The organism is Pseudonocardia sp. P1 (assembly GCF_000178675.2).
In the GTDB taxonomy this organism is placed as follows: domain Bacteria; phylum Actinomycetota; class Actinomycetes; order Mycobacteriales; family Pseudonocardiaceae; genus Pseudonocardia.
This window is the reverse complement of sequence record NZ_ADUJ02000001.1, coordinates 4,456,340-4,477,781: the sequence shown is the minus strand read 5'-3', so window position 1 is coordinate 4,477,781 and position 21,442 is coordinate 4,456,340. Positions and strand designations below refer to the sequence as shown.

At 71.0% G+C, this 21,442-nt stretch carries 15 protein-coding genes; 3 read left to right on the top strand and 12 right to left on the bottom strand.

Going from position 1 to position 21,442, the window contains the following annotated elements; translation table 11 throughout:
- Positions 1 to 23: 23 nt before the first annotated feature.
- Positions 24 to 494 (bottom strand): 30S ribosomal protein S7, encoded by a 471-nt coding sequence (gene rpsG / locus PP1_RS20630; protein WP_010232376.1) that lies wholly within the window; start codon positions 492 to 494, stop codon positions 24 to 26.
- Positions 494 to 868 carry a 30S ribosomal protein S12 gene (rpsL, locus tag PP1_RS20625; protein ID WP_010232377.1) on the bottom strand — a complete coding sequence of 125 codons (375 nt, stop codon included), beginning with the start codon at positions 866 to 868 and terminating at the stop codon, positions 494 to 496. Before rpsL ends, rpsG begins: the two co-directional genes overlap by 1 nt.
- A gap of 602 nt (positions 869 to 1,470) precedes the next feature.
- Here rpsL and PP1_RS20620 point away from each other — a divergent pair.
- Complete coding sequence (locus PP1_RS20620; protein WP_010232378.1) at positions 1,471 to 2,367, top strand: alpha/beta hydrolase; 897 nt, start codon at positions 1,471 to 1,473, stop codon at positions 2,365 to 2,367.
- Between the two features lie 129 nt (positions 2,368 to 2,496).
- Here the strand turns inward: PP1_RS20620 and PP1_RS20615 are convergent, their stop codons facing one another.
- A complete protein-coding gene (locus PP1_RS20615) occupies positions 2,497 to 6,408 on the bottom strand; it encodes a DNA-directed RNA polymerase subunit beta' (RefSeq protein ID WP_010232379.1) in 3,912 nt (1,303 codons plus the stop codon).
- A 50-nt stretch (positions 6,409 to 6,458) separates the two neighbouring features.
- On the bottom strand, positions 6,459 to 9,968 hold the full coding sequence (rpoB, locus tag PP1_RS20610) for a DNA-directed RNA polymerase subunit beta (protein WP_010232380.1): 3,510 nt from the start codon (positions 9,966 to 9,968) through the stop codon (positions 6,459 to 6,461).
- 528 nt (positions 9,969 to 10,496) lie between these two features.
- Between rpoB and PP1_RS20605 the strand changes: the two genes are divergently transcribed.
- The gene (locus PP1_RS20605; protein ID WP_010232381.1) at positions 10,497 to 11,468 is read left to right on the top strand and encodes a cyclase family protein; all 972 of its coding nucleotides are present in this window, start codon (positions 10,497 to 10,499) and stop codon (positions 11,466 to 11,468) included.
- The gene (locus PP1_RS20600; RefSeq protein WP_010232382.1) at positions 11,468 to 13,150 is read left to right on the top strand and encodes an AMP-binding protein; all 1,683 of its coding nucleotides are present in this window, start codon (positions 11,468 to 11,470) and stop codon (positions 13,148 to 13,150) included. The genes PP1_RS20605 and PP1_RS20600 overlap by 1 nt, the downstream gene beginning before the upstream one ends.
- A 68-nt stretch (positions 13,151 to 13,218) precedes the next feature.
- Here PP1_RS20600 and rplL read toward each other — a convergent pair whose 3' ends face one another.
- The 8 genes from rplL to PP1_RS20560 form a co-directional block, all read right to left on the bottom strand.
- Positions 13,219 to 13,608: a 50S ribosomal protein L7/L12 gene (gene rplL, locus PP1_RS20595; RefSeq protein ID WP_010232383.1), complete on the bottom strand. Its 390-nt coding sequence runs from the start codon at positions 13,606 to 13,608 to the stop codon at positions 13,219 to 13,221.
- 47 nt (positions 13,609 to 13,655) lie between these two features.
- Positions 13,656 to 14,231 carry a 50S ribosomal protein L10 gene (gene rplJ / locus PP1_RS20590; protein WP_010232384.1) on the bottom strand — a complete coding sequence of 192 codons (576 nt, stop codon included), beginning with the start codon at positions 14,229 to 14,231 and terminating at the stop codon, positions 13,656 to 13,658.
- Positions 14,232 to 14,523: 292 nt separating this feature from the next.
- On the bottom strand, positions 14,524 to 15,375 hold the full coding sequence (locus PP1_RS20585) for a hypothetical protein (RefSeq protein ID WP_083697243.1): 852 nt from the start codon (positions 15,373 to 15,375) through the stop codon (positions 14,524 to 14,526).
- Between the two features lie 71 nt (positions 15,376 to 15,446).
- A complete protein-coding gene (locus tag PP1_RS20580; RefSeq protein ID WP_083680089.1) occupies positions 15,447 to 16,019 on the bottom strand; it encodes a hypothetical protein in 573 nt (190 codons plus the stop codon).
- Between the two features lie 189 nt (positions 16,020 to 16,208).
- Positions 16,209 to 17,504 (bottom strand): MCE family protein, encoded by a 1,296-nt coding sequence (locus PP1_RS20575; RefSeq protein ID WP_010225957.1) that lies wholly within the window; start codon positions 17,502 to 17,504, stop codon positions 16,209 to 16,211.
- Complete coding sequence (locus PP1_RS20570; RefSeq protein WP_010225958.1) at positions 17,501 to 18,823, bottom strand: MCE family protein; 1,323 nt, start codon at positions 18,821 to 18,823, stop codon at positions 17,501 to 17,503. Before PP1_RS20570 ends, PP1_RS20575 begins: the two co-directional genes overlap by 4 nt.
- Positions 18,820 to 20,220, bottom strand: a complete 1,401-nt coding sequence (locus PP1_RS20565) for an MCE family protein (protein WP_075314731.1) — start codon at positions 20,218 to 20,220, stop codon at positions 18,820 to 18,822. Before PP1_RS20565 ends, PP1_RS20570 begins: the two co-directional genes overlap by 4 nt.
- Positions 20,220 to 21,185, bottom strand: coding sequence for an MCE family protein (locus PP1_RS20560; RefSeq protein ID WP_010243260.1), 966 nt, complete (start codon positions 21,183 to 21,185; stop codon positions 20,220 to 20,222). The genes PP1_RS20565 and PP1_RS20560 overlap by 1 nt, the downstream gene beginning before the upstream one ends.
- Positions 21,186 to 21,442 lie beyond the last annotated feature (257 nt).

The window sequence follows — 21,442 nt, the reverse complement described above, 5'->3', positions numbered from 1 at the left end:
GTTGGCGCCCGACGGTCGGCCGGTCACCAGCGGTAGTGGGCGAAGGCGCGGTTCGACTCCGCCATCTTGTGCATGTCCTCGCGCCGCTTGACGCTGGCACCGAGGCCGTTGCTCGCGTCGAGCAGCTCGTTCATGAGGCGCTCGACCATGGTCTTCTCACGGCGCTGACCGGAGTAGGTGACGATCCAGCGCAGGCCCAGGGTGGTCTGCCGGACGGCACGGACCTCGACCGGGACCTGGTAGGTCGCGCCACCGACACGGCGGCTGCGGACCTCGAGGGCCGGCTTCACGTTGTCGAGCGCGCGCTTCAGCGTGACGACCGGGTCGGTGCCGGTCTTGTCACGGGTGCCCTCGAGGGCGGCGTAGACGATGCGCTCGGCCAGCGAGCGCTTGCCGTCCTTCAGGATCTTGTTCACCAGCTGGGTGACCAGCGGGGAGCCGTAGACCGGGTCCGAGACCAGCGGACGCTTCGGGGCGGGGCCCTTGCGGGGCATCAGCTCTTCTCCTTCTTCGCGCCGTACCGGCTGCGGGACTGCTTGCGGTTCTTGACGCCCTGGGTGTCCAGCGAGCCGCGGATCACCTTGTAGCGCACGCCCGGCAGGTCCTTCACTCGGCCACCGCGCACCAGCACGATGGAGTGCTCCTGCAGGTTGTGACCCTCACCGGGGATGTAGGCGGTGACCTCGATGCCGCTCGAGAGCCGCACACGGGCGACCTTGCGAAGCGCGGAGTTCGGCTTCTTCGGGGTGGTGGTGTACACGCGGGTGCAGACCCCGCGGCGCTGGGGGCTCCCCTTGAGCGCGGCGGTCTTGGTCTTCGCGACCTTGTCCTCGCGGCCCTTGCGGACCAGCTGCTGGATCGTGGGCATGAACCGTCTACTTCTTCCCGTCAGGTGTGGCTCGACTGTTGTCGCTCGTCGCTGTTCTTCGTCGTGCTTCGTTCTCGATGGCTCCGGGGATCCGGGCGCCGGGGTGGCTTCCGATCTCCGCCACCGTCGCGCCGGACCCCGAGGTCGGGCGTGTCGTCCCGTGCACGCTCGTGGCCGGAAGGGCCCCGCGGAGGCTGTCGGGACGTCCACCGTGCCCGTCACCGCGGCGCTACCTGGTCCCGGGAGGTGATGATTTTCCGGGACCGAGTACCACGGGGCACGCGGACCGGCCCGACCGAAGTCGAGCGCAGAGCATGAGAGTACTCGGCCCTCTTCGACACGGTCAAAGCGGGTCCGTCACGGACACCGCCTCGGGATCCTCCGGGGGCTTCGGAGATCCTCGGATCCGCCGGGGCCGTGCCCCTGCGGAGACCTGATGTGACCCGACGATGCCGCACGGAGCGGCGCCTGGCAAGCAGGCTCACCCGCTCGTCGCAGATCGTCTGCCGCTCGTCGCGGCCGGGTCGGTGCTGGGCGATGGTGCTGTCGCACGTGGTCCGGCTGGTCACCCCGAGGGTCCGGTGTTCCGGTTACCGTCCGGTATGCACCTGCCGACGGCGGTCAACCGCTTCGCCACGCGCGCGCTCATCGCGCCACTGCTCGCACCGACACTACCCGTACCGGTCCGGCGTCGTGGCCTCGACCTCGTCGGCGCGTCGGTACCGCTCCCCCGCGGCACCCGGCGGGCCCGCGGCGAGCTCGGTGGCGTCCCCACCGAGGTGGTCGCGCCGTCCGTGCCGTTCGGACCGCACCGTGTGCTCTACCTGCACGGCGGCGGTTACCTCGTGGGGTCCGCCGCCTCGCACCGGCCACTGCTCGCGGGGCTCGCACACGCGACCGGGACGCCCGTGCACGCACCCGAGTACCGCCTGGCACCGGAGCACCCGTTCCCGGCCGGCCTGGAGGACGCACTGGCCGCCTGGCACGCCCTGCGCGCAGCAGGACACCCTGCAGAACGCATCGCGGTCGCCGGTGATTCCGCAGGCGGTGGCCTGACCATGGCGCTGCTGCTGCGGCTCCGCGCCGACGGGGAGGACCTGCCCGGCTCGGTCGGGCTCGTCTCCCCCTGGCTCGATCTCGGCTGCACCGCGGACGCGATGACGCGCAACGCCGCGTCCGACGCGATGCTGGACCCGTCGTGGCTGCCGTCCGCCGCCGCCGACTACGCCCCGGGCGGCGTCGTGGCACCCGAGCTCCGCCCGCTCGACGCCGACCTCTCCGGGCTGCCGCCGCTGCACGTCGTCGCGGGATCGGACGAGATCCTCGTCGACGACGCCGACACCCTCGTCGAGCGGGCCCGTGCCGCCGGCGGCACCGTGGAGTACCAGCGCGTCGAGGGCATGTGGCACGCCTTCCCGACGCTGGCCGGGCTGCTCGCCGAGGCCGACGACGTCCTGGGTCACCTGGGGGCGGCACTGCGGGCGGACTGCGTGCGCTGACCACCGGCCGGGCCCGGAACGCACGAACGGGGCCGGACACCGCCACGGGAGAGCGGTGCCCGGCCCCGTCCGGGACCTCCTCGGCCGCGTCCCGCCGCCGTCGCGGCGGGACGCGGTGCGGTCACCGCATCAGCGGTAGTCGCGCCCGAAGTCGTAGTCGTCCAGCGGCACCGCGGCACCGGTGCCCGTGCCGAACACGTCGGGGCTGTAGTAGCCGTCGTCGTAGCTCGGCAGCGCGTAGGCGGCCGCGCGGGCCTCCTCGGTCGGCTGGACCTGGATGTTCCGGTACCGGTTGATGCCGGTACCCGCCGGGATCAGCTTGCCGATGATCACGTTCTCCTTGAGCCCGACGAGCTTGTCGCGCTTTCCGTTGATCGCGGCATCGGTGAGGATCCGGGTGGTCTCCTGGAACGAGGCCGCGGACAGCCACGACTCCGTCGCCAGCGAGGCCTTGGTGATCCCCATGAGCACCGGGCGGCCGGAGGCCGGCTCGTTGCCCTCGGCGACGACCCGGCGGTTCTCCGACTCGAACTCGCCGCGCTCGGCGAGCGCGCCGGGCAGGAACTCGGTCGCACCGGAGTCGATGATCGTCACCCGGCGGAGCATCTGCCGGACGATGACCTCGATGTGCTTGTCGTGGATGTCCACGCTCTGCGTGCGGTACACCTTCTGCACCTCCCGCACGAGGTGCAGCTGCACCTCACGCGGGCCCATGACGCGCAGCACCTCGTGCGGGTCCGCCGTGCCCTCGAGGAGCAGCTGACCGACCGTCACGTGGTCGCCGTCGGCCAGCGGCCGCTCGGCACCGTCGACCGAGGTCATCCCGAGCCACTGCCGCTTGGACAGCTTCTCGTAGACGATTTCCTCGCCGCCGTCGTCCGGGATCAGCGTGATCTTCCAGAAGCGGTCGCCGTCCTCGATGCGGATGCGCCCGTCGACGTCGGCGATCGGCGCCTTGCCCCGCGGCACCCGGGCCTCGAAGAGCTCGGTGACACGCGGCAGACCGGTCGTGATGTCGTCGCCGGCCACACCACCGATGTGGAAGGTACGCATCGTCAGCTGCGTACCCGGCTCACCGATGGACTGCGCGGCGACGATGCCGACGGCCTCGCCGACGTCCACCAGCTTGCCGGTGGCCATCGAGCGGCCGTAGCACATGCCGCAGATGCCGGTCGCCGAGGCGCAGGTCAGCGCGGACCGCACCCGGATCTGCCGGATGCCGGCACCGACCAGCGCGTCCAGCGCCGGGTCGCCCAGGTCGTCGCCCTTGCGGACGATCACCGTGCCGTCGGGCGCGGTGACCTCCTCACCGGAGGTACGGGCGTACACCGAGGTGCGCAGGTACCGGTGCGGGATCAGGCGGCCGTCGGCCGTCTCCTCGGTGACCTGCATGGTGATCGCACGCTCGGTGCCGCAGTCCACCTCGCGGACGATGACGTCCTGCGAGACGTCGACCAGACGCCGGGTCAGGTACCCCGAGTCGGCGGTCCGCAGCGCGGTGTCCGCCAGACCCTTCCGGGTGCCGTGCGTGGAGATGAAGTACTCCAGCACCGACAGGCCCTCGCGGAAGTTCGACTTGATGGGCCGCGGGATGTACTCGCCCTTGGGGTTCGCCACCAGGCCCTTCATGCCCGCCAGCTGGCGGACCTGGGCCATGTTGCCCGCGGCACCGGACTGCACGATCGTCGGGATCGGGTTGTCCTGGGGGAAGTTCTCCTCCATGGACCGCGCGACCTCCTCCGAGGCCTGCGACCAGATCTTGACCATCTCGTCGTTGCGCTCCTGGTGCGACAGGGCGCCGCGCTGGTAGCGCTTGTTGATCTGGTCGGCCTTGACCTCGTACGAGTCCAGGATCTCCTGCTTCTTCGGCGGGACGACGACGTCGTCGATCGCCAGGGTGACGCCCGAGCGGGTCGCCCAGAAGAAGCCGGCGTCCTTGAGGCGGTCCAGGACCTGCGCGACCTCGGTCATCGAGTACCGCTCGGCCAGGTCGTTGATGATCATCGCCTGGCGCTTCTTCGGCAGCGGCTCGTTGACGAACGGGTAGTCCGCCGGGAGCAGCTCGTTGAACAGCACCCGGCCGAGGGTGGTGTCGGCCGTCCAGACGCCGTCCTCGGTGACCGTCTCGGCCGCGGCACCCGCGGTCGGCGTGACCTGCGGGAGCCGGATCTTGATCGGCGCCTGCAGGTGGAGCACCTTGCGGTCGTAGGCCATGATCGCCTCGGCCGAGGAGCCGTAGTGGTTGCCGGCCCCGTGGGCCTCCTCGCGCAGCCGGGTCAGGTGGAACAGACCCGTCACCATGTCCAGGCGGGGCATCGCCAGCGGGCGGCCGGACGCCGGGGACAGGATGTTGTTCGAGGACAGCATCAGCACGCGGGCCTCGGACTGCGCCTCGGCCGACAGCGGCAGGTGCACCGCCATCTGGTCACCGTCGAAGTCCGCGTTGAACGCCTCGCAGACCAGCGGGTGCAGCTGGATGGCCTTGCCCTCGACCAGCTGCGGCTCGAAGGCCTGGATGCCGAGACGGTGCAGCGTCGGCGCACGGTTCAGCAGGACGGGGTGCTCGGAGATGACCTCCTCGAGCACGTCCCACACCTGCGAGCGGCCGCGCTCGACCATCCGCTTGGCGGACTTGATGTTCTGCGCGTGGTTGAGATCCACCAGGCGCTTCATCACGAACGGCTTGAACAGCTCCAGCGCCATCTGCTTGGGCAGACCGCACTGGTGCAGCTTCAGCTGCGGGCCGACGACGATGACCGAACGGCCCGAGTAGTCGACGCGCTTGCCGAGCAGGTTCTGACGGAACCGGCCCTGCTTGCCCTTCAGGAGGTCGGACAGCGACTTGAGCGGGCGGTTGCCCGGCCCGGTCACCGGCCGGCCGCGACGGCCGTTGTCGAACAGCGCGTCGACGGACTCCTGGAGCATCCGCTTCTCGTTGTTGACGATGATCTCGGGCGCGCCGAGATCGATCAGTCGCTTGAGGCGGTTGTTCCGGTTGATGACCCGGCGGTACAGGTCGTTCAGGTCCGACGTGGCGAAGCGGCCACCGTCGAGCTGCACCATCGGGCGCAGGTCCGGCGGGATGACCGGGACGCAGTCGAGCACCATGCCCATCGGCGAGTTGCCGGTGGACTGGAACGCCGCGACGACCTTCAGGCGCTTGAGCGCACGCAGCTTCTTCTGGCCCTTGCCGGACCGGATGATCTCGCGCAGCTTCTCGGCCTCGGCCTCGATGTCGAAGTTCTCCAGGAGCTTCTGGATCGCCTCGGCACCCATGGCGCCGGTGAAGTAGTCGCCGTAGCGGTCGTACAGCTCGCGGTAGATGGACTCGTCCGCGATGAGCTGCTGGACGTCGAGCTTGGTGAACGTCGTCCAGATCTCGTCGAGCCGGTCCAGCTCGCGCTGGGCACGGTCGCGGAGCTGGCGCATCTCCCGCTCGCCGCCGTCCTTGACCTTGCGGCGGACGTCGCCCTTGGCACCCTCGGCCTCGAGCTCGGCGATGTCGGACTCGAGCTTCTGGGCGCGGGCCTCGAGGTCCGCGTCGCGGGTCTGCTCGATCCGCCGGCGCTCCACGCTCATCTCGTTCTCGAGCGTGGACATGTCGTTGTGCCGCAGCTCGGTGTTCACCGAGGTGATCACGTACGCCGCGAAGTAGATGATCTTCTCGAGGTCCTTCGGAGCCAGGTCGAGCAGGTAGCCCAGCCGGCTCGGGACGCCCTTGAAGTACCAGATGTGCGTGACCGGCGCGGCCAGCTCGATGTGGCCCATCCGCTCACGACGCACCTTGGCGCGCGTGACCTCCACGCCGCAGCGCTCGCAGATGATGCCCTTGAACCGGACGCGCTTGTACTTGCCGCAGTAGCACTCCCAGTCCCGGGTCGGACCGAAGATCTTCTCGCAGAAGAGCCCGTCCTTCTCCGGCTTCAGGGTGCGGTAGTTGATGGTCTCCGGCTTCTTGACCTCACCGTGCGACCACTGGCGGATGCCCTCGGCGGTGGCCAGGCCGATGCGCAGTTCGTCGAAGAAGTTGACGTCGAGCACGTATGTCCTCTGTTTCTTCGTTATCTCGGCTGAGTCGGTCTACGGCGGGGTCAGTTGACGACGTCGTCGACGGTCATCGACTCCGAGCCCGGGCGGCTGGACAGGTTGATGCCCAGGTTCGCGGCGGCACGCTCGAGGTCCTCGTCGTCGGCGTCCCGCATCTCGATCGCCGCGCCGTCGCTGGAGAGCACCTCGACGTTCAGGCAGAGGGACTGCAGCTCCTTGAGGAGCACCTTGAACGACTCGGGGATCCCCGGCTCCGGGATGTTCTCGCCCTTGACGATCGCCTCGTAGACCTTCACGCGGCCCACGACGTCGTCGGACTTGATCGTCAGCAGCTCCTGCAGGGTGTAGGCCGCGCCGTACGCCTGCATCGCCCAGCACTCCATCTCACCGAAGCGCTGACCACCGAACTGTGCCTTACCGCCCAGCGGCTGCTGGGTGATCATCGAGTACGGGCCGGTCGACCGGGCGTGGATCTTGTCGTCCACCAGGTGCGCCAGCTTCAGGATGTACATGTAGCCGACCGCGACCGGGAACGGGTACGGCTCGCCGGAGCGCCCGTCGAGCAGCTGGGCCTTGCCGTCCGGCTGCACCATCCGCTCACCGTCGCGGTTCGGGAGGGTGCTGCCGAGCAGCCCGGTGATCTCGTGCTCGCGCGCACCGTCGAAGACCGGCGTCGCGGTCTTCGTGTCGGCGGGCACCGAGTAGAGCTCCTCGGGCATCCGGGACGCCCATTCGGGCTGCCCCTCGATCTCCCAGCCGGTCTTGGCGATCCACCCGAGGTGGGTCTCCAGGATCTGGCCGATGTTCATACGACGCGGCACACCGTGGGTGTTCAGGATGATGTCGACCGGCGTGCCGTCCGGGAGGAACGGCATGTCCTCGGCCGGAAGGATCTTGCCGATGACGCCCTTGTTGCCGTGGCGGCCGGCGAGCTTGTCACCGTCGGAGATCTTGCGCTTCTGGGCCACGTAGACCCGGACCAGCTCGTTGACGCCCGGGGCCAGCTCGTCGTCGTCGTCGCGGGAGAAGACCCGGATGCCGATGACCTTGCCGTTCTCGCCGTGCGGCACCTTCAGCGAGGTGTCGCGGACCTCGCGCGCCTTCTCACCGAAGATCGCGCGGAGCAGGCGCTCCTCCGGGGTCAGCTCGGTCTCGCCCTTCGGCGTGACCTTGCCGACCAGGATGTCGCCGGGCTGGACCTCGGCACCGATCCGGATGATGCCGCGCTCGTCGAGGTCGGCGAGCACGTCCTCGGAGACGTTCGGGATGTCCCGGGTGATCTCCTCGGCGCCCAGCTTGGTGTCACGGGCGTCGACCTCGTGCTCCTCGATGTGGATCGAGGTCAGGACGTCGTCCTGGACGAGGCGCTGCGACAGGATGATCGCGTCCTCGTAGTTGTGGCCCTCCCACGGCATGATCGCCACGAGGAGGTTCTTGCCCAGCGCCATCTCGCCGTTCTCGGTGCACGGTCCGTCGGCGAGCACCTGGCCCACCTCGACCCGCATGCCCTCGTCGACGATCGGCTTCTGGTTGTTGCAGGTGCCCTGGTTCGAGCGGCGGAACTTGTTCAGACGGTAGGTCTGACGCTGCCCCTCGTCGTCCATGACGGTGATGTAGTCGGCGCACAGCTCCTCGACCACACCGGCCTGCTCGGCCACCACGACGTCGCCGGCGTCGACCGCGGCCCGCAGCTCCATGCCGGTGCCGACCAGCGGCGACTCGGAACGCAGCAGCGGCACGGACTGACGCTGCATGTTCGCACCCATGAGGGCGCGGTTCGCGTCGTCGTGCTCGAGGAACGGGATCATCGCGGTCGCGACCGACACCATCTGGCGCGGCGAGACGTCGATGTACTCGACGCCGGTGGGCGAGATCAGGTCGACCTCGCCGCCCTTGCGGCGGACCAGGACCCGGTCCTCGGCGAACGAGCCGTCCTCGTTCAGCCGGGCGTTCGCCTGGGCGACGACGAAGCGGTCCTCCTCGTCGGCGGTCAGGTAGTCGATCTGCTCGGTGACGACACCCTCGGTGACCTTGCGGTACGGGGTCTCGATGAAGCCGAACGGGTTGACCCGCGCGTAGGAGGCGAGCGACCCGATCAGACCGATGTTCGGCCCCTCCGGGGTCTCGATCGGGCACATCCGGCCGTAGTGCGACGGGTGGACGTCACGGACCTCCATGCCCGCACGCTCACGCGACAGACCACCCGGGCCGAGCGCCGACAGGCGGCGCTTGTGGGTCAGGCCCGCGAGGGGGTTGTGCTGGTCCATGAACTGGGACAGCTGCGAGGTGCCGAAGAACTCCCGGATCGCGGCCGTGATCGGCCGGGTGTTGATCAGGGTCTGCGGCGTGATCGCCTCGACGTCCTGCGTGGTCATCCGCTCGCGGACGACCCGCTCGGTGCGCGACAGACCGACCCGCACCTGGTTCTGGATCAGCTCGCCGACGGTACGCAGACGCCGGTTGCCGAAGTGGTCGATGTCGTCGGTCTCGACCGGGATCTCCCGGGCGGAGTCGCCGGAGCCCACCGACATCGTGGTCTCGCCGGCGTGCAGCCGGACGAGGTACTCGATGGTCGTGGCGACGTCCTCCTCGGTCAGCGTGCCGACCGAGTTCTCGATGTCCAGACCGAGCTTCTTGTTGGCCTTGTAGCGCCCGACCTTGGCCATGTCGTAGCGCTTGTCCTTGAAGAACAGGTTCTCCAGGAGGGCCTGGGCGCTCTCGCGCGTCGGCGGCTCACCGGGGCGCAGCTTGCGGTAGATGTCGAGCAGCGCCTCGTCCTGACCCGCGGTGTTGTCCTTCTCCAGCGTGGTCATGATCGTCTCGGAGAACCCGAAACGCTCGCCGATCTGCTCGGCCGTCCAGCCCAGCGCCTTCAGCAGCACGGTGACCGGCTGGCGGCGCTTGCGGTCGATGCGGACACCGACGGTGTCGCGCTTGTCGACGTCGAACTCCAGCCATGCACCCCGGCTCGGGATGATCTTGACCGAGTAGACGTCCTTCTCGGTCGTCTTGTCGATCGAGTGGTCGAAGTACACACCCGGCGACCGGACGAGCTGCGACACGACGACGCGCTCGGTGCCGTTGATGATGAAGGTGCCCTTGTCCGTCATCACGGGGAACTCACCCATGAACACGGTCTGGGACTTGATCTCACCGGTGGTGTTGTTCGTGAACTCCGCCGTGACGAACAGCGGGGCCCCGTAGGTCATGTCCTTGTCCCGGCACTCCTCGACGGAGGCCTTGACCTCGTCGAAGCGGGGGTCGGAGAAGGACAGCGACATCGACCCGGAGAAGTCCTCGATCGGGGAGATCTCGGTGAGGATCTCCTCGAGACCGCTCACGGGGAGGTCGTCGCCGGCCTCGATCCGGCGCTGGAACCAGGCCTCGCTGCCGACGAGCCACTCGTAGGACTGGATCTGCAGGTCGAGGAGGTCCGGGACCTCCAGCGGCTCGGAGATCTTCGCGAAGGTGACCCGAGTGGGTGCACCGGGGTAGTTCGGGTTCGCCGAAGCGGAGAGGGTCGAGGTGGTCGCGGCGGCGCGGGAGACAGCCAAGATGCGTCCTTCCGAGAACTGCGCTTCTCGTCTGGCGTGCGCCGGTGGCGAGCGCTACCGTCTCCCTCGATCCGATCGGGTCCCCCCGGGATCGTGAGCCGGCAGCCGGCCCCGTCGCACGCCGTCTGTTGTCAGGCGCCGTCGTGCGCGCCAGAATCCCCGCGCCCACTCCGCCGGACCCTCTCCGACGGCCGACGGACACACACCGCCAGGCCCGGATACTTCCGGTAGTGAGCGCGCAGAGCCTGGGCGCAGGCAGCGCAAAGAATGACTATAGACGCTGCGAACGCAGCTGTCGAGACAGGTCGCCGATTTCAGCATCCAGGCAACCACCGTGGCCCAAGAGTGACCTGCCCGGCGCACCGAGTCAAGTCCCCGAGCGTCGATGAACGGTCGGAAGTCCGGGACGACCGGTCGTCGGCCGTCCGTTCGCAGCGGTTCCTCCCGATGGTTGACACGACGTCGTCGCCACACCAACGATCTGTCACGGGTCGATGACGACGCGGATGACGACGCGGGAGGACGACGATGTCCGACGACACCCCTTCGATGCGCGAGCTGCTCGGGGACGACGCACCGTCGAACTGGGGCCGGTGGGGCCCCGACGACGAGCTCGGCTGTCTCAACTACCTCGACGCCGGCGAGGTCCTGCGCGGCGTACGGCACGTGCGGTCCGGCGAGGTCTTCACGCTGCAGATCCAGATGGGGCGCACCGACTCCCCCGGCGATCCGCTGTGGCCGGGCCGGGAGGGCATCAAGCGCCAGAACGTGATGGACGAGGGCACCTGGGACGGTGCGGACGCGCCGCAGTTCCCCGGCGGCCTGCACTACGCCGACGACACCGCCCTGATCTTCCTGCAGGGCTCCACGCAGTACGACGCGCTCGGCCACGTCTGGTACGACGGCAAGCTCTGGAACGGCTACGACGCCCGCTCGACGGTCGACGCGATGGACCGGGCGTCGGTGCTCCCGATCGCCGAGAAGGGTGTCGTCGGACGGGGGGTCCTGATCGACGTCGCCCGGCACCGCGGGAAGCAGTGGCTGGAGAAGGGCGAGACCTTCGACCACACCGACCTCGAGGCCGCCGCGGCGGCGCAGGGGGTCGAGATCGAGCCGCACGACGTCCTCGTCGTCCGCACCGGGTGGATGCGGTACTGGTACGAGCTGAACGACCCGGAGACCTTCTACACCGACTTCAAGGAACCCGGCCTGACCTACTCCCGGGAGCTCGTGGAGTGGTTCCGGGACAAGGAGATCCCCAACCTCGTCACCGACACCATCGCGAACGAGGTGACGACGGAGCCGGGTACCGGGGTGGCCCTGCCGCTGCACTGCGCACTGATGCGCAACCTCGGCGTCACCCTCACCGAGATCGCCTGGCTCGACGACCTCGCCGACGCCTGCGCCGCCGACAACCGCTGGAGTTTCCTGTACGCGGCCGCGCCGCTGAAGGTCGTCAACGGGACCGGCGCGCCGGTGAACCCGATCGCGATCCGCTGATGGGGTACGCGGACCGCCCGTGGCTCCCCCGCTTCGCCGAGGGGCAGCCGCACGACATCACCCCGGACTTCCCGGATGCGCTGACGATGTTCCGCGCGGCGGTGGCGCGGAACCCCGACGGGGACGCGATCCGCTACTTCGACGGCGCCGTCACCCACCGCGAGCTCGACGCTCTGACCGACGCCTTCGCGGCCGGGCTCCTCGACGCCGGCTTCACCGCGGGTGAGCGGGTCGCCATGTACCTGCAGAACGTGCCGCAGTTCGTGATCGGGCTCGTCGGGACCTGGAAGGCGGGCGGCGTCGCCGTCTCGGTCAACCCGATGAACCGGGAGCGGGAGCTGGACCTGCTGCTGCGTGACTCCGGGGCGTCGGTCCTGGTGTGCCTGGAGTCGCTCTACGCCGACGTCGCCGCCGGGGTGGTCGCGGGGACCGGCGTCCGTACCGTGCTCACGACCTCCGAACGGGACTTCCAGACCCGGGACGACCCCCGGGCGTTCGGCGACGCGCCCCGCCCGGACCTGTCCGGGGCCGCCGTCACCGGCCTGGGCGCGTTCCTGGAGCGGCACCGCGGGACGGTGCCGCCCGCGGTGTCCTTCGAGGCCGGGGACACCGCGTTCCTGACCTACACCTCGGGCACGACGGGGCCGCCGAAGGGAGCGATGAACACGCACGGCAACGTCGTGTTCAACAGCCAGGCCTACGCCACCTGGTGCGACCTCGGCGACGACGACGTGGTGCTCGGTGTGGCACCGCTGTTCCACATCACCGGCCTGATCGCGCACGTCACCCTGGCCCAGTACCTGGCCGTCCCGCTGGTGCTGTTCCACCGGTTCGAGCCGTCGCTGGGGATCGACGTGATCCGTGAGCACCGGCCCACCTTCACCGTCGGCGCGATCACCGTGTTCATCGCGCTGATGAACGCCCCGAACGCCGAGCGCTCCGCACTCGCATCGCTCACCACGATCGCGTCCGGGGGCGCGCCGATCCCGCCGTCCACGGTGACCGCGTTCCACGAGGTGTTCGGGCACTGGATCCACAACGTCTACGGGCTCACCGAGACGACCTCGCCGTCGCACGGGACGCCGATCGGCACGCAGGGCCCGGTCGACGCCGCGTCCGGGGCGCTGTCGGTGGGTGTACCGATCTACAACACCGTCGTGCGGATCCTCGACGACGACGGCGCCGAGCTGCCGCCGGGCGAGGTCGGCGAGATCTGCACGTCCGGCCCGCAGGTCGTGTCCGGCTACTGGAACAAGGCGGAGGAGACGGCGACGGCGCTGCACAGCGACCCCACGCGGCCGCCGGAGCTGCACACCGGCGACGTCGGCTACATGGACGAGGCCGGCTGGTTCTACATCGTCGACCGGAAGAAGGACCAGATCAACGCGGGCGGCTACAAGGTCTGGCCGCGCGAGGTGGAGGACGTGCTCTACGAGCACCCCGCGGTGCGGGAGGCGGCCGTCGTCGGCGTCCCGGACCGGTACCGGGGCGAGACGGTGAAGGCCTTCGTCTCGTTCCGCCAGGGCACGAGCGCGACCCCGGAGGAGCTCGTCGCGTTCACGAGGGAGCGGATGGCTGCCTACAAGTACCCGCGGCAGGTCGAGATCCTCGACGAGGTGCCCAAGACGGTGACCGGCAAGGTCCTCCGCCGGGAGCTGCGGGACCGCGACCCGCGGGGATAGGACCCCGGGAACGCAGAAGGGGCGGGACCCGCATCGGGTCCCGCCCCTTCCGGGCGCATGCGCTCAGATCACTTGAGGGAGATCTTGGCGCCGGCCTCTTCGAGCTTGGCCTTGGCCGCGTCCGCGGCCTCCTTGTTGACGCCCTCGAGGAGCGGCTTCGGCGCACCCTCGACGAGGTCCTTGGCCTCCTTGAGGCCCAGGCCCGAGACGACCTCACGGACGACCTTGATGACCTGGATCTTCTTGTCACCGGCGGACTCGAGGACGACGTCGAACTCGTCCTTCTCCTCCTCGGCCGGGGCGTCGCCCGCGGCCGGGGCGCCGGCGGCCGCGACGGCGACCGGGGCGGCGGCGGTGACGTCGAAGGTCTCCTCGAACTTCTTCACGAAGTCCGAGAGCTCCAGGAGGGTGAGCTCCTTGAAGGCGTCGAGCAGCTCGTCGGTGGACAGCTTCGCCATGATGGCTGGTCCTTTCTCTTACGAAAGACGTTCGGTGGGGGTGGTGATCAGCTCTCGGCGGAGTCGCCGTCGGCCGCGGCCTCGGCCTCGGCCGGGACGGACTCGCCGCCCTCGACCTTCTTGTCGGCCAGGCCCTGAGCGAGCCGGGCGACCTGGGAGGCCGGCTGGCTGAACAGCGTCGCGGCCTTCGACAGGTTCGCCTTCATCGCGCCGGCCAGCTTGCCCAGCAGCACCTCGCGGGACTCGAGGTCCGCGAGCTGCTCGATCTCGGAGACGGACAGGGCACGCCCGTCCATGTACCCGCCCTTGATCGACAGGCCGGGGTTCTCCTTGGCGAACTTCTTCAGCGCCTTGGCGGCGTCGACAGCCTCGCCCTGGATGAACGTGATCGCGGTCGGACCGGCGAGCAGGTCGTCCAGACCCTGCACCCCGGCATCCGCGGCCGCGCGCTTGACCAGCGTGTTCTTCGCGACGCGGAACTTCGCGTCCGCACCCAGGTCCCGGCGCAGCTGGGTCAGCTTGGCGACGCTGAGACCGCGGTACTCGGTCACGACCGAGGCGTTGGCCTCGCGGAAGCGGCTGGTGATCTCCTCGACCGCTGCGACCTTGTCAGGTGCTGCCATCGCTGCCCTCCTCTCGGGTGGTTGGTCCTTGCAGGTGCCACCGCACCGACCCCGAGAGACGACGAACGCCCCGTGCGCAGAGCACGGGGCGTGGAAAGTACTGGGGCGCTGTCGCGCCGGATCGCCTCGTCCTCCTGCGCGGGCCGCCCGGTTCTTCCGGGACCTTCGACGCTCCGGCGAGCCGGGGCGCAGACCTGCGGTCTTCGGTGGATCGAGGGCAACCCTACGCGAGCGCCCCGCACCCCCGGCAGGCGGGGGTACGGGGGCGCGGGACGCGGCGTCCGGACCGGGGTCAGGCCGGGGTCATGGCGCCGATCTTCCAGCGGCCGTCGACGAACTCGGCGTCGATCCGCAGCCGGGCCGCGGCCGAGCCCTCCTGCGGCGCCCCACCGTCGGCCTGACGGCGGATGACCTGGTTGACGAACACGTACACGGTGGCCCGGTCGCCGTCGATGCTCGCGACCGCGGACTTCGGGATCGTCGCGGTGACGACGGCCTGCTGCTGCGGGGCGAGGTCCCGCACGCTGCCGAAGATCCGCTCGAACTCCGGCCGGAAGGCCGGGGTGATCACGTCGGCGGCGTCGGCCTCGGCCTGCTGCAGCCGGGCGTAGTCGAACGAGTAGACCTTGGTGACCGCCTCGCCGACCTGGGCGCTCACCTCCGCCGTGGCGCCGACGTCGGTGAGGGCGGTGTTCGCCGCCGAGCCGGCGAACTCGGTGCGGTACCACTGCACGCCGAAGAACGCGGCGGCCGCGGTGAGCAGCACGGTGACGGCGAGCAGCACCGCGGTCGCCCGGCCGGTGGCCGGGGCGGCGGGCAGCGGGAGGCCGCGGCGGCGGGTCCCGGACCCGCCGGGGTCCCCCGGCCCGGTGGACCCGTCCCCGGCGCCGTCGGGGGCGTCGGCGGCGTCGGGGGCCTCGTCGGTGACCGCGTCGCCGGGCTCCTCGGCACCGGTGCGGACCGGAGCGGCCGGCGCGACGTCGACCGGGGCGTCGGAGCGCTCGTCGACGGCGACGCCGGCCTGCTGCTGCCCGGCGGTCTCGGTGGCGCCGTCGTGCTCGTCGTCGGCGCGGCCGGTGCGCGGCCGCCCGGCGACCTGGGGCCTGCGGATGCCGCCCGTGGGGCGGCGGCGCGGGGTGGACATGCGGTGACCTCCTGGGGTGGTCGACCTGGGAGCGGGCCGGCGGCCGGTGCGGGCCGCCGGGAGGGCGGGACTCAGCCTTCGGAACCGGGCGTCAGCAGCGGTTCGAGGGCGTCGACCTTCCAGCCGTCCGGGGTGTCGACCATGCCGAGCTCGATGCGCTGCCGGGTCACGGTCGGCTGGCCGCCCTCGGGGGTCACGGTCACGTCGACGCCGGCCAGCACCCTGGCCGTCCCGGCCCGCGGGTCGACCTCGGACACGGCGGCGTCGGCGACGGTCGCGGTGGTCGTGCGCTTCTGCTGGGTGACGAGCTGGGCGTAGGCGTCACGGTTCTTCTCGAACTCGTCCCGCACGGAGCCCGACGACGACTGGATCCACAGGTCCAGGCCCTTCTGGGCGTCGTTGTGGTCCAGCGTGTTCAGGTTGATGACGGCCTGTCGGGCGTCGCGCAGTGCCTCGTCACGGGCCTGCGCCACCTGCACCGAGTCGCTGTTCAGGGCGATCAGCCAGAGCGCTCCGAAGACCAGTGCCAGCACCGCGGCGACGATCGCCGCGATCGGCAGGATCCGGGCGAGCCGTCCCGGCTCCCTCGGGGGGTTCGGCGGCTCCCCGGCGTCGGCCGGGCGCTCGTCGAGTTCGGTGACCATTGCGGAGCGTTCCTCCTCCCGGCTGCGGGGGCACAGCCGCTCGGCGGCCGCTCGGGGCGGCCGTGGGGCCGGCCGTGGGACCGGGCCGCCCGGCGGGCGGCCGCGGCACCGCGGTCGTCGTGCCGGTCGCGCCACGGGGGTGCACGACCGTCGTGCCGGTCACGCCCGCCGGGGGCGCGACCGTCGCGCTCATCCGCCCATCAGGATCTGGGCGGCGTCGTCGACCAGGCCAGACGAAGCGATCCGCTCGGGACGGTCGTCGCCGAGCGAACCGGCGTTGGGCCGCGTCCCGGGCCCACCGTCGGTCCCACCGGCGCCGGGGTCTCCACCGTTCCCGGAGAACCCGGAGTTGCCCGAGTAGTCCTGCACCTCGAGAGGCTGGGGCCTCTCGACATTCTGCATACCGCGCACGTTGGTGGGGCTGCCGGGGGGCTCGGCGCAGCGGGCGTCGGAGTTCACCGGGACCTCGCTGACGTCCAGGCCACCCCGGGTGTCCGTACCCTCGTACCCACGGGCGCAGGCCGGCGGGTCGAAGAAGTTGACCACCAGGCCGAGGTGGGCCGTCCCGTCGCCGGGCACCACGTTCGGCGCCACGGCGACCAGTCCGGGGTAGGTCACCAGCAGCTGGCGCAGCCCCGCCTGGCGCGGCTCCAGCAGCTCACTGACGGTGCGCAGGTTCGCGACCGACTCGCCGAGACCCGGGCCGCTCTCGCGGATCAGCCCGCTCAGCTGGTCGCCGGCCCGGGGGCCGTCGTCGATGATCCGCCGGATGTCCGGGTCGGACTGCTTCAGCTGCTCGGCGACCTCGCGCAGCCCCCGGCTGAACTCCTGGAACTGCGGTGCGACCTCGTTCTGGGTGGTCAGGACCGGACGCGCGTCGCGGATCAGCGCCGTCGTCTGCGGCAGCGCCTCGGTCGCGGTCCGGGTGAACTGCCCGGACGTGTCGAGCAGCTGCTGCAGCGGCTGCGCGGTGCCCTCGAAGCCCTGGCCCAGCTCCGACACCACGGTGCGCAGCGAGTCCTTCGGGACCGTCGAGACGAGCCCGTCGAGCTCGGTCAGGAAGGTGTTGATCCCGACCGGGGCCTGGGTGCGCTCCTGCGGGATCACGGCACCGGCGGCGAGGGTCTCGCCGCCGTCGGCGACGGGCTGCAGGTCGACGTACTGCTCACCGATCGGCGACAGGTTCCCGACGACGGCGCGGGTGTCGGCCGGGATCTCCGGCGACCCGTTGGCGATGTCCAGCTGGACGTCGACGCCGGACTGGGACAGCGACAGCGGGCCGACCCGGCCGACGCTGACGCCGCGGTAGGTGACGTCGGCGCCGGTGAAGATCCCGCCGGAGTCGGCCATTTGCACGGTCACCGGGTACGTCGTCGCCCCGAAGATCCGGTCCAGGCCCGCGTAGCGGAACCCGGCGTAGCCGACACCGACGATCGTCACGATCGCCAGCGCGATCAGCTGCCAGCGGACGGTCTTCGTGATCACGATCCACCTCCGAAGAGTCCGCCGAGGAGACCGCCACCGCCGGAGTCACCGGACTCGGGCGCCGGGGTCGGGGTCGGGGTCGCCGGTGCCGTTCCGGACGGCGCCGGGGTCCCGGGTGCGCCCTCCGCGGGGGGCGCCGGTGCCGGGGTCTCCTGCTCCGGCCCGAGCAGCGGCAGCTGCGGGACGCCGGGGGCAGGCGGGGTGGCCGGCGCGTCCCCGCCGAGCAGCGGGGTGAGCAGCTGGGCCGTCGGCGGCAGCTGCTGGAGCTGGTCCAGCGGCAGCGGGAGTCCCAGCTGCCGGGAGTTCAGGATGTTCTGCAGGATGTTCCCCAGGTCGGCGTCGACCGTCACGTAGAGGTTCGCGTAGTCGCCGGCGACGGCGTCGGTGGCCGCGTCGGTGAAGGGGATCGTCAGCAGCAGCTCGAGCGAGTCCGGCAGGTTCTGCCCGGAGTCGGCGAGGTTGCGCAGGACCGGTCGCAGCGCCTCGAGATCGGCGAGGAGGTCGTCGCGGGAGCGGTTCACGACGTTCGTCGCGACGCCGGACAGCCGGTCGAGCGCCTGCAGCATCCCGACCAGCTGGGTCCGCTGCGCCTCCAGCTCGCGCAGCCCGGGGCTGATGTTCTGCAGGGCGTTCTGGATCTGCGGACGGCGCTCGGCCAGCGTCGCCGACAGCCGGTTGAGGCCGTCGAGCGCGCGGTTGATGTCGTCCTTGCTCTGGTCCAGCGACCCGACCAGCTGGTCGAGGTTGCCGAGCAGGGCCCGGATCTCCGGCTCGCGTCCGGAGAGCGCGTTGTTGAGCTCGGTGGAGATCGTCCGGATCTGCGCGACGCCGCCACCGTTGAGCAGCATCGACAGCGCGCCGAGCACCTCCTCGACCTCGGCCGCCCGGCCGGAGGACTGCAGCGGGATCCGCCCGGCCTGGGCCAGCGAGCCCTCGGCGGGACCCTGCGGACGGTCCAGGGACACGAACTTCTCGCCGAGCAGCGACGTCGTCCGCACCCGGGCGGTCGAGTTCGCCGGCAGCTCGACGTCGCGGTTGACGTCGATCGTGACGAGCGCGTTCCAGGAGGCCGGCTCCACGTCGACGCTCTCGACCGTCCCGATCGGGACGTCGCCGTAGCGCACGATCGACTGCGGGACGAGGTCCACGACGTCCGGGAACTCGATCTGCACCCGGTAGGGGTCGTCGCCGAGGCTCGCGCCACCGGGCAGCGGGATGCCCCGCAGGCCGCCGTCGACCACGCCGCAGCCGCTCGCACCGATCGCCACGGCGGTCAGCAGGGCGGCGGCGCGACCGATCCGGCCGGTCGTGCCGATCACGATCCACCTCCGAAGAGTCCGCCGAACAGGCCGCCGCCGCGCTCCTCCGGCTCGGGTACCGGCGTCGGCGTGGCCTGGGGGCCGGACGTCGGTGCCGGAACGGCGGGCGGGGCGCTACCGGGGGCCGGGGCCTCCGGGGCCGGGGCCTCCGGGGCGGACGGCGCCGGGGCGCCCGGGGCCCGCAGCTGCGAACCCGGGTCGGTCAGGGAGAGCGGCGAGCCGGGCAGCAGCTGGGGCAGCGCCGGGTTGGACGGCGTCACGCCCTGCTGGAGCTGGGTGATGATCTCCTGCGGCGTGGGCAGCGGGACCGCGCCGTCGAGGATCGGCTGCAGGCCGTCACACAGCGCTCCGGCTCCGGCCTGCGGTCCCTCCGTGGGGAGCGTGCCCGCTCCGCGGCGGAGGATCTCGCAGATCGCGACCGGCAGCGGGTACGCCAGCTCGTTGATGTTCGCCCGGGTGTCCAGGGTCTCCGACGATCCGTTGTAGATGTTCGCCAGGTTGCCCAGTGCCGCCGGGGCGGTGTCCGCGATCTCGGCCAGCGCCCGCTGGTGGTCCACGACCTCCTGCGACACGTTCGCGAGCTTGTCCACGTTGGACTTGAGCGCGCCGCGGTTGTCCTGGACGAAGCCCGCGACGTCCCCGAGCGCGTAGGACAGCTCGTTGAGGGCGCCGCCCAGCTCGCCGCGCTGGCCCGCGAGGAACCCGGTCACGTCGGCGAGCTTGCCGTTGAGCTCCCGCACGCCGGGGTCGTTCTCCTTCAGCGTGGCGACGAACTTCTGCAGCTCGGTGACGGTGCCGAACAGGTCCTCGCTGGAGCCGTTCAGCGTCGTCGAGAGCCCGCCGAGGTTGCGGATGGTGTCGTTGAGGGCACGGCCGTTGCCGTCGAGGTTCTGCGCGGCGACGTCGAGCGTGTCGTTCAGCGCACCGTTCGCGTTGGCGCCCTGCGGGCCGAGTGCCCGGGACAGCTCGGTGGCGGTCCGGGTCAGGTCGTCCACGCCCAGCGGGAACGCGGTGCGCTCCAGCGGGATCGGCTCGCCGTTCCACTCGGGTCCACCGGTGTAGACCGGCGTCAGCTGGACGTACCGGCCGGTGACGAGGCTGGGCGAGACCACCGCGGCCTTGACGTCGGCCGGGAGGGTCACGTCGTCGTCGGTGATGGTCATGTCGACCCGCACCCGGTCGCCCTCGGGGGTGATCTTCTCGATCTTCCCGACCGGGACGCCGAGCACCCGCACGTCGTTGTCCTCGAACAGCGCCGCGGCGCTGGTGAAGTACGCGGTGACCGGGCGGCCGCCACCGGAGGTGATCAGCCAGATCGCGCTCGCCGCCAGCACGGCGACGACGGCGACCAGGGCACCGAACTGCAGCGCGCGCCGGTCGTTGGCCCAGGAACCCATCAGCAGTCACCCCCCAGCGGGACGGCCGGCGGGACGAGCCCGCAGACGTAGTTGTCGAACCAGCGGCCGTTGCCGAGGGCGTTGCCGAACACGCGGACGAACACCGCTTCCTTGTCCAGGATCTCGCCGAGGTTGTCGCGGTTCTCCTCGAGCACCGCCAGCACCTTGTCCACGGTCTCCAGCGCCGGCCGCAGCTGCTCCTGGTTGTCGCCCACCAGCCCGCGCAGCTGCACCGACAGCTTCTGCACGCCGTCGAGCAGGTTCGCGATGGCGTCCTTGCGCTGCTGCAGCTCGCCGAGCAGGAGGTTGCCGTCGTCGACGAGCTTGACGACGTCGCCCCGCCGGTCGGCCAGCGTGGTCGAGAGCTGCCGGGTGTTGGCGAGCAGCTGCTTGAGCTGGCCGTCCCGGCTGGAGATCGTGTTCGAGAGCCGGGACAGCCCGTCCAGCGCCCCGCGGATCTCCGGCGGCGTCTCCCGGAAGGTGTCCGAGAGCGTGGTCAGGCTCGTCGCCAGCTGGTCGGTGTCGAGCTGGTCGATGGTGCCCGACAGCCCGTTGAACGCGTCCACGACGTCGAACGGGGACTTGGTGCGGTCCCGCCCGATCGGCGCGTCCGGGTCCTGCTCGGCGTCGCCGCGCGGGTCGAGGGCCAGGAACTTCGAGCCGAGCAGCGTCGCGATCTCGATCGACGCCGTCGTCCGGTTGCCGACCCAGGCCTCCTCGACGCTGAAGTCGACCTTCACGTGGTCGCCCTCGAGCTCGACGCTCTGCACCCGGCCCGCCTCGACGCCGGCGACCGTGACCCGGTCGTTCGCCTGCAGGCCGGCGGCCTCCGGGAACTCCGCGGTGTAGCGGGTCGCCCCGGAGAACAGCGCCTCGTAGTTGAACGCGGCCAGGGTCAGCGCCACGACGGTCACGAGGCCGATCGTGGCGACCAGGACGGGCCGCTTCTGCCCCACCTGTGCCATCAGTTGCCTCCCGGCTGCAGCGCGGCGGTCGGGTCGCCGCTGGAGTCGACGCCCTGCCCGGCCGGGTTCGCCAGCTGCTCCAGCGACTCGGTGTTCGGGTCGCGCATCAGCGGGTTGTCCTCGGGCTTCTGCGCCCGGTCGTCCGGGCCGCCGGGCGACGAGCCGTCGGTCGGGCCGGTACCGCCCGGGCCGAGCCCGGACGGGTCCGGGCCGCAGCGGCGCTCGGGGTTCTGCGCCAGCCCGCCCAGGCCGAGGTC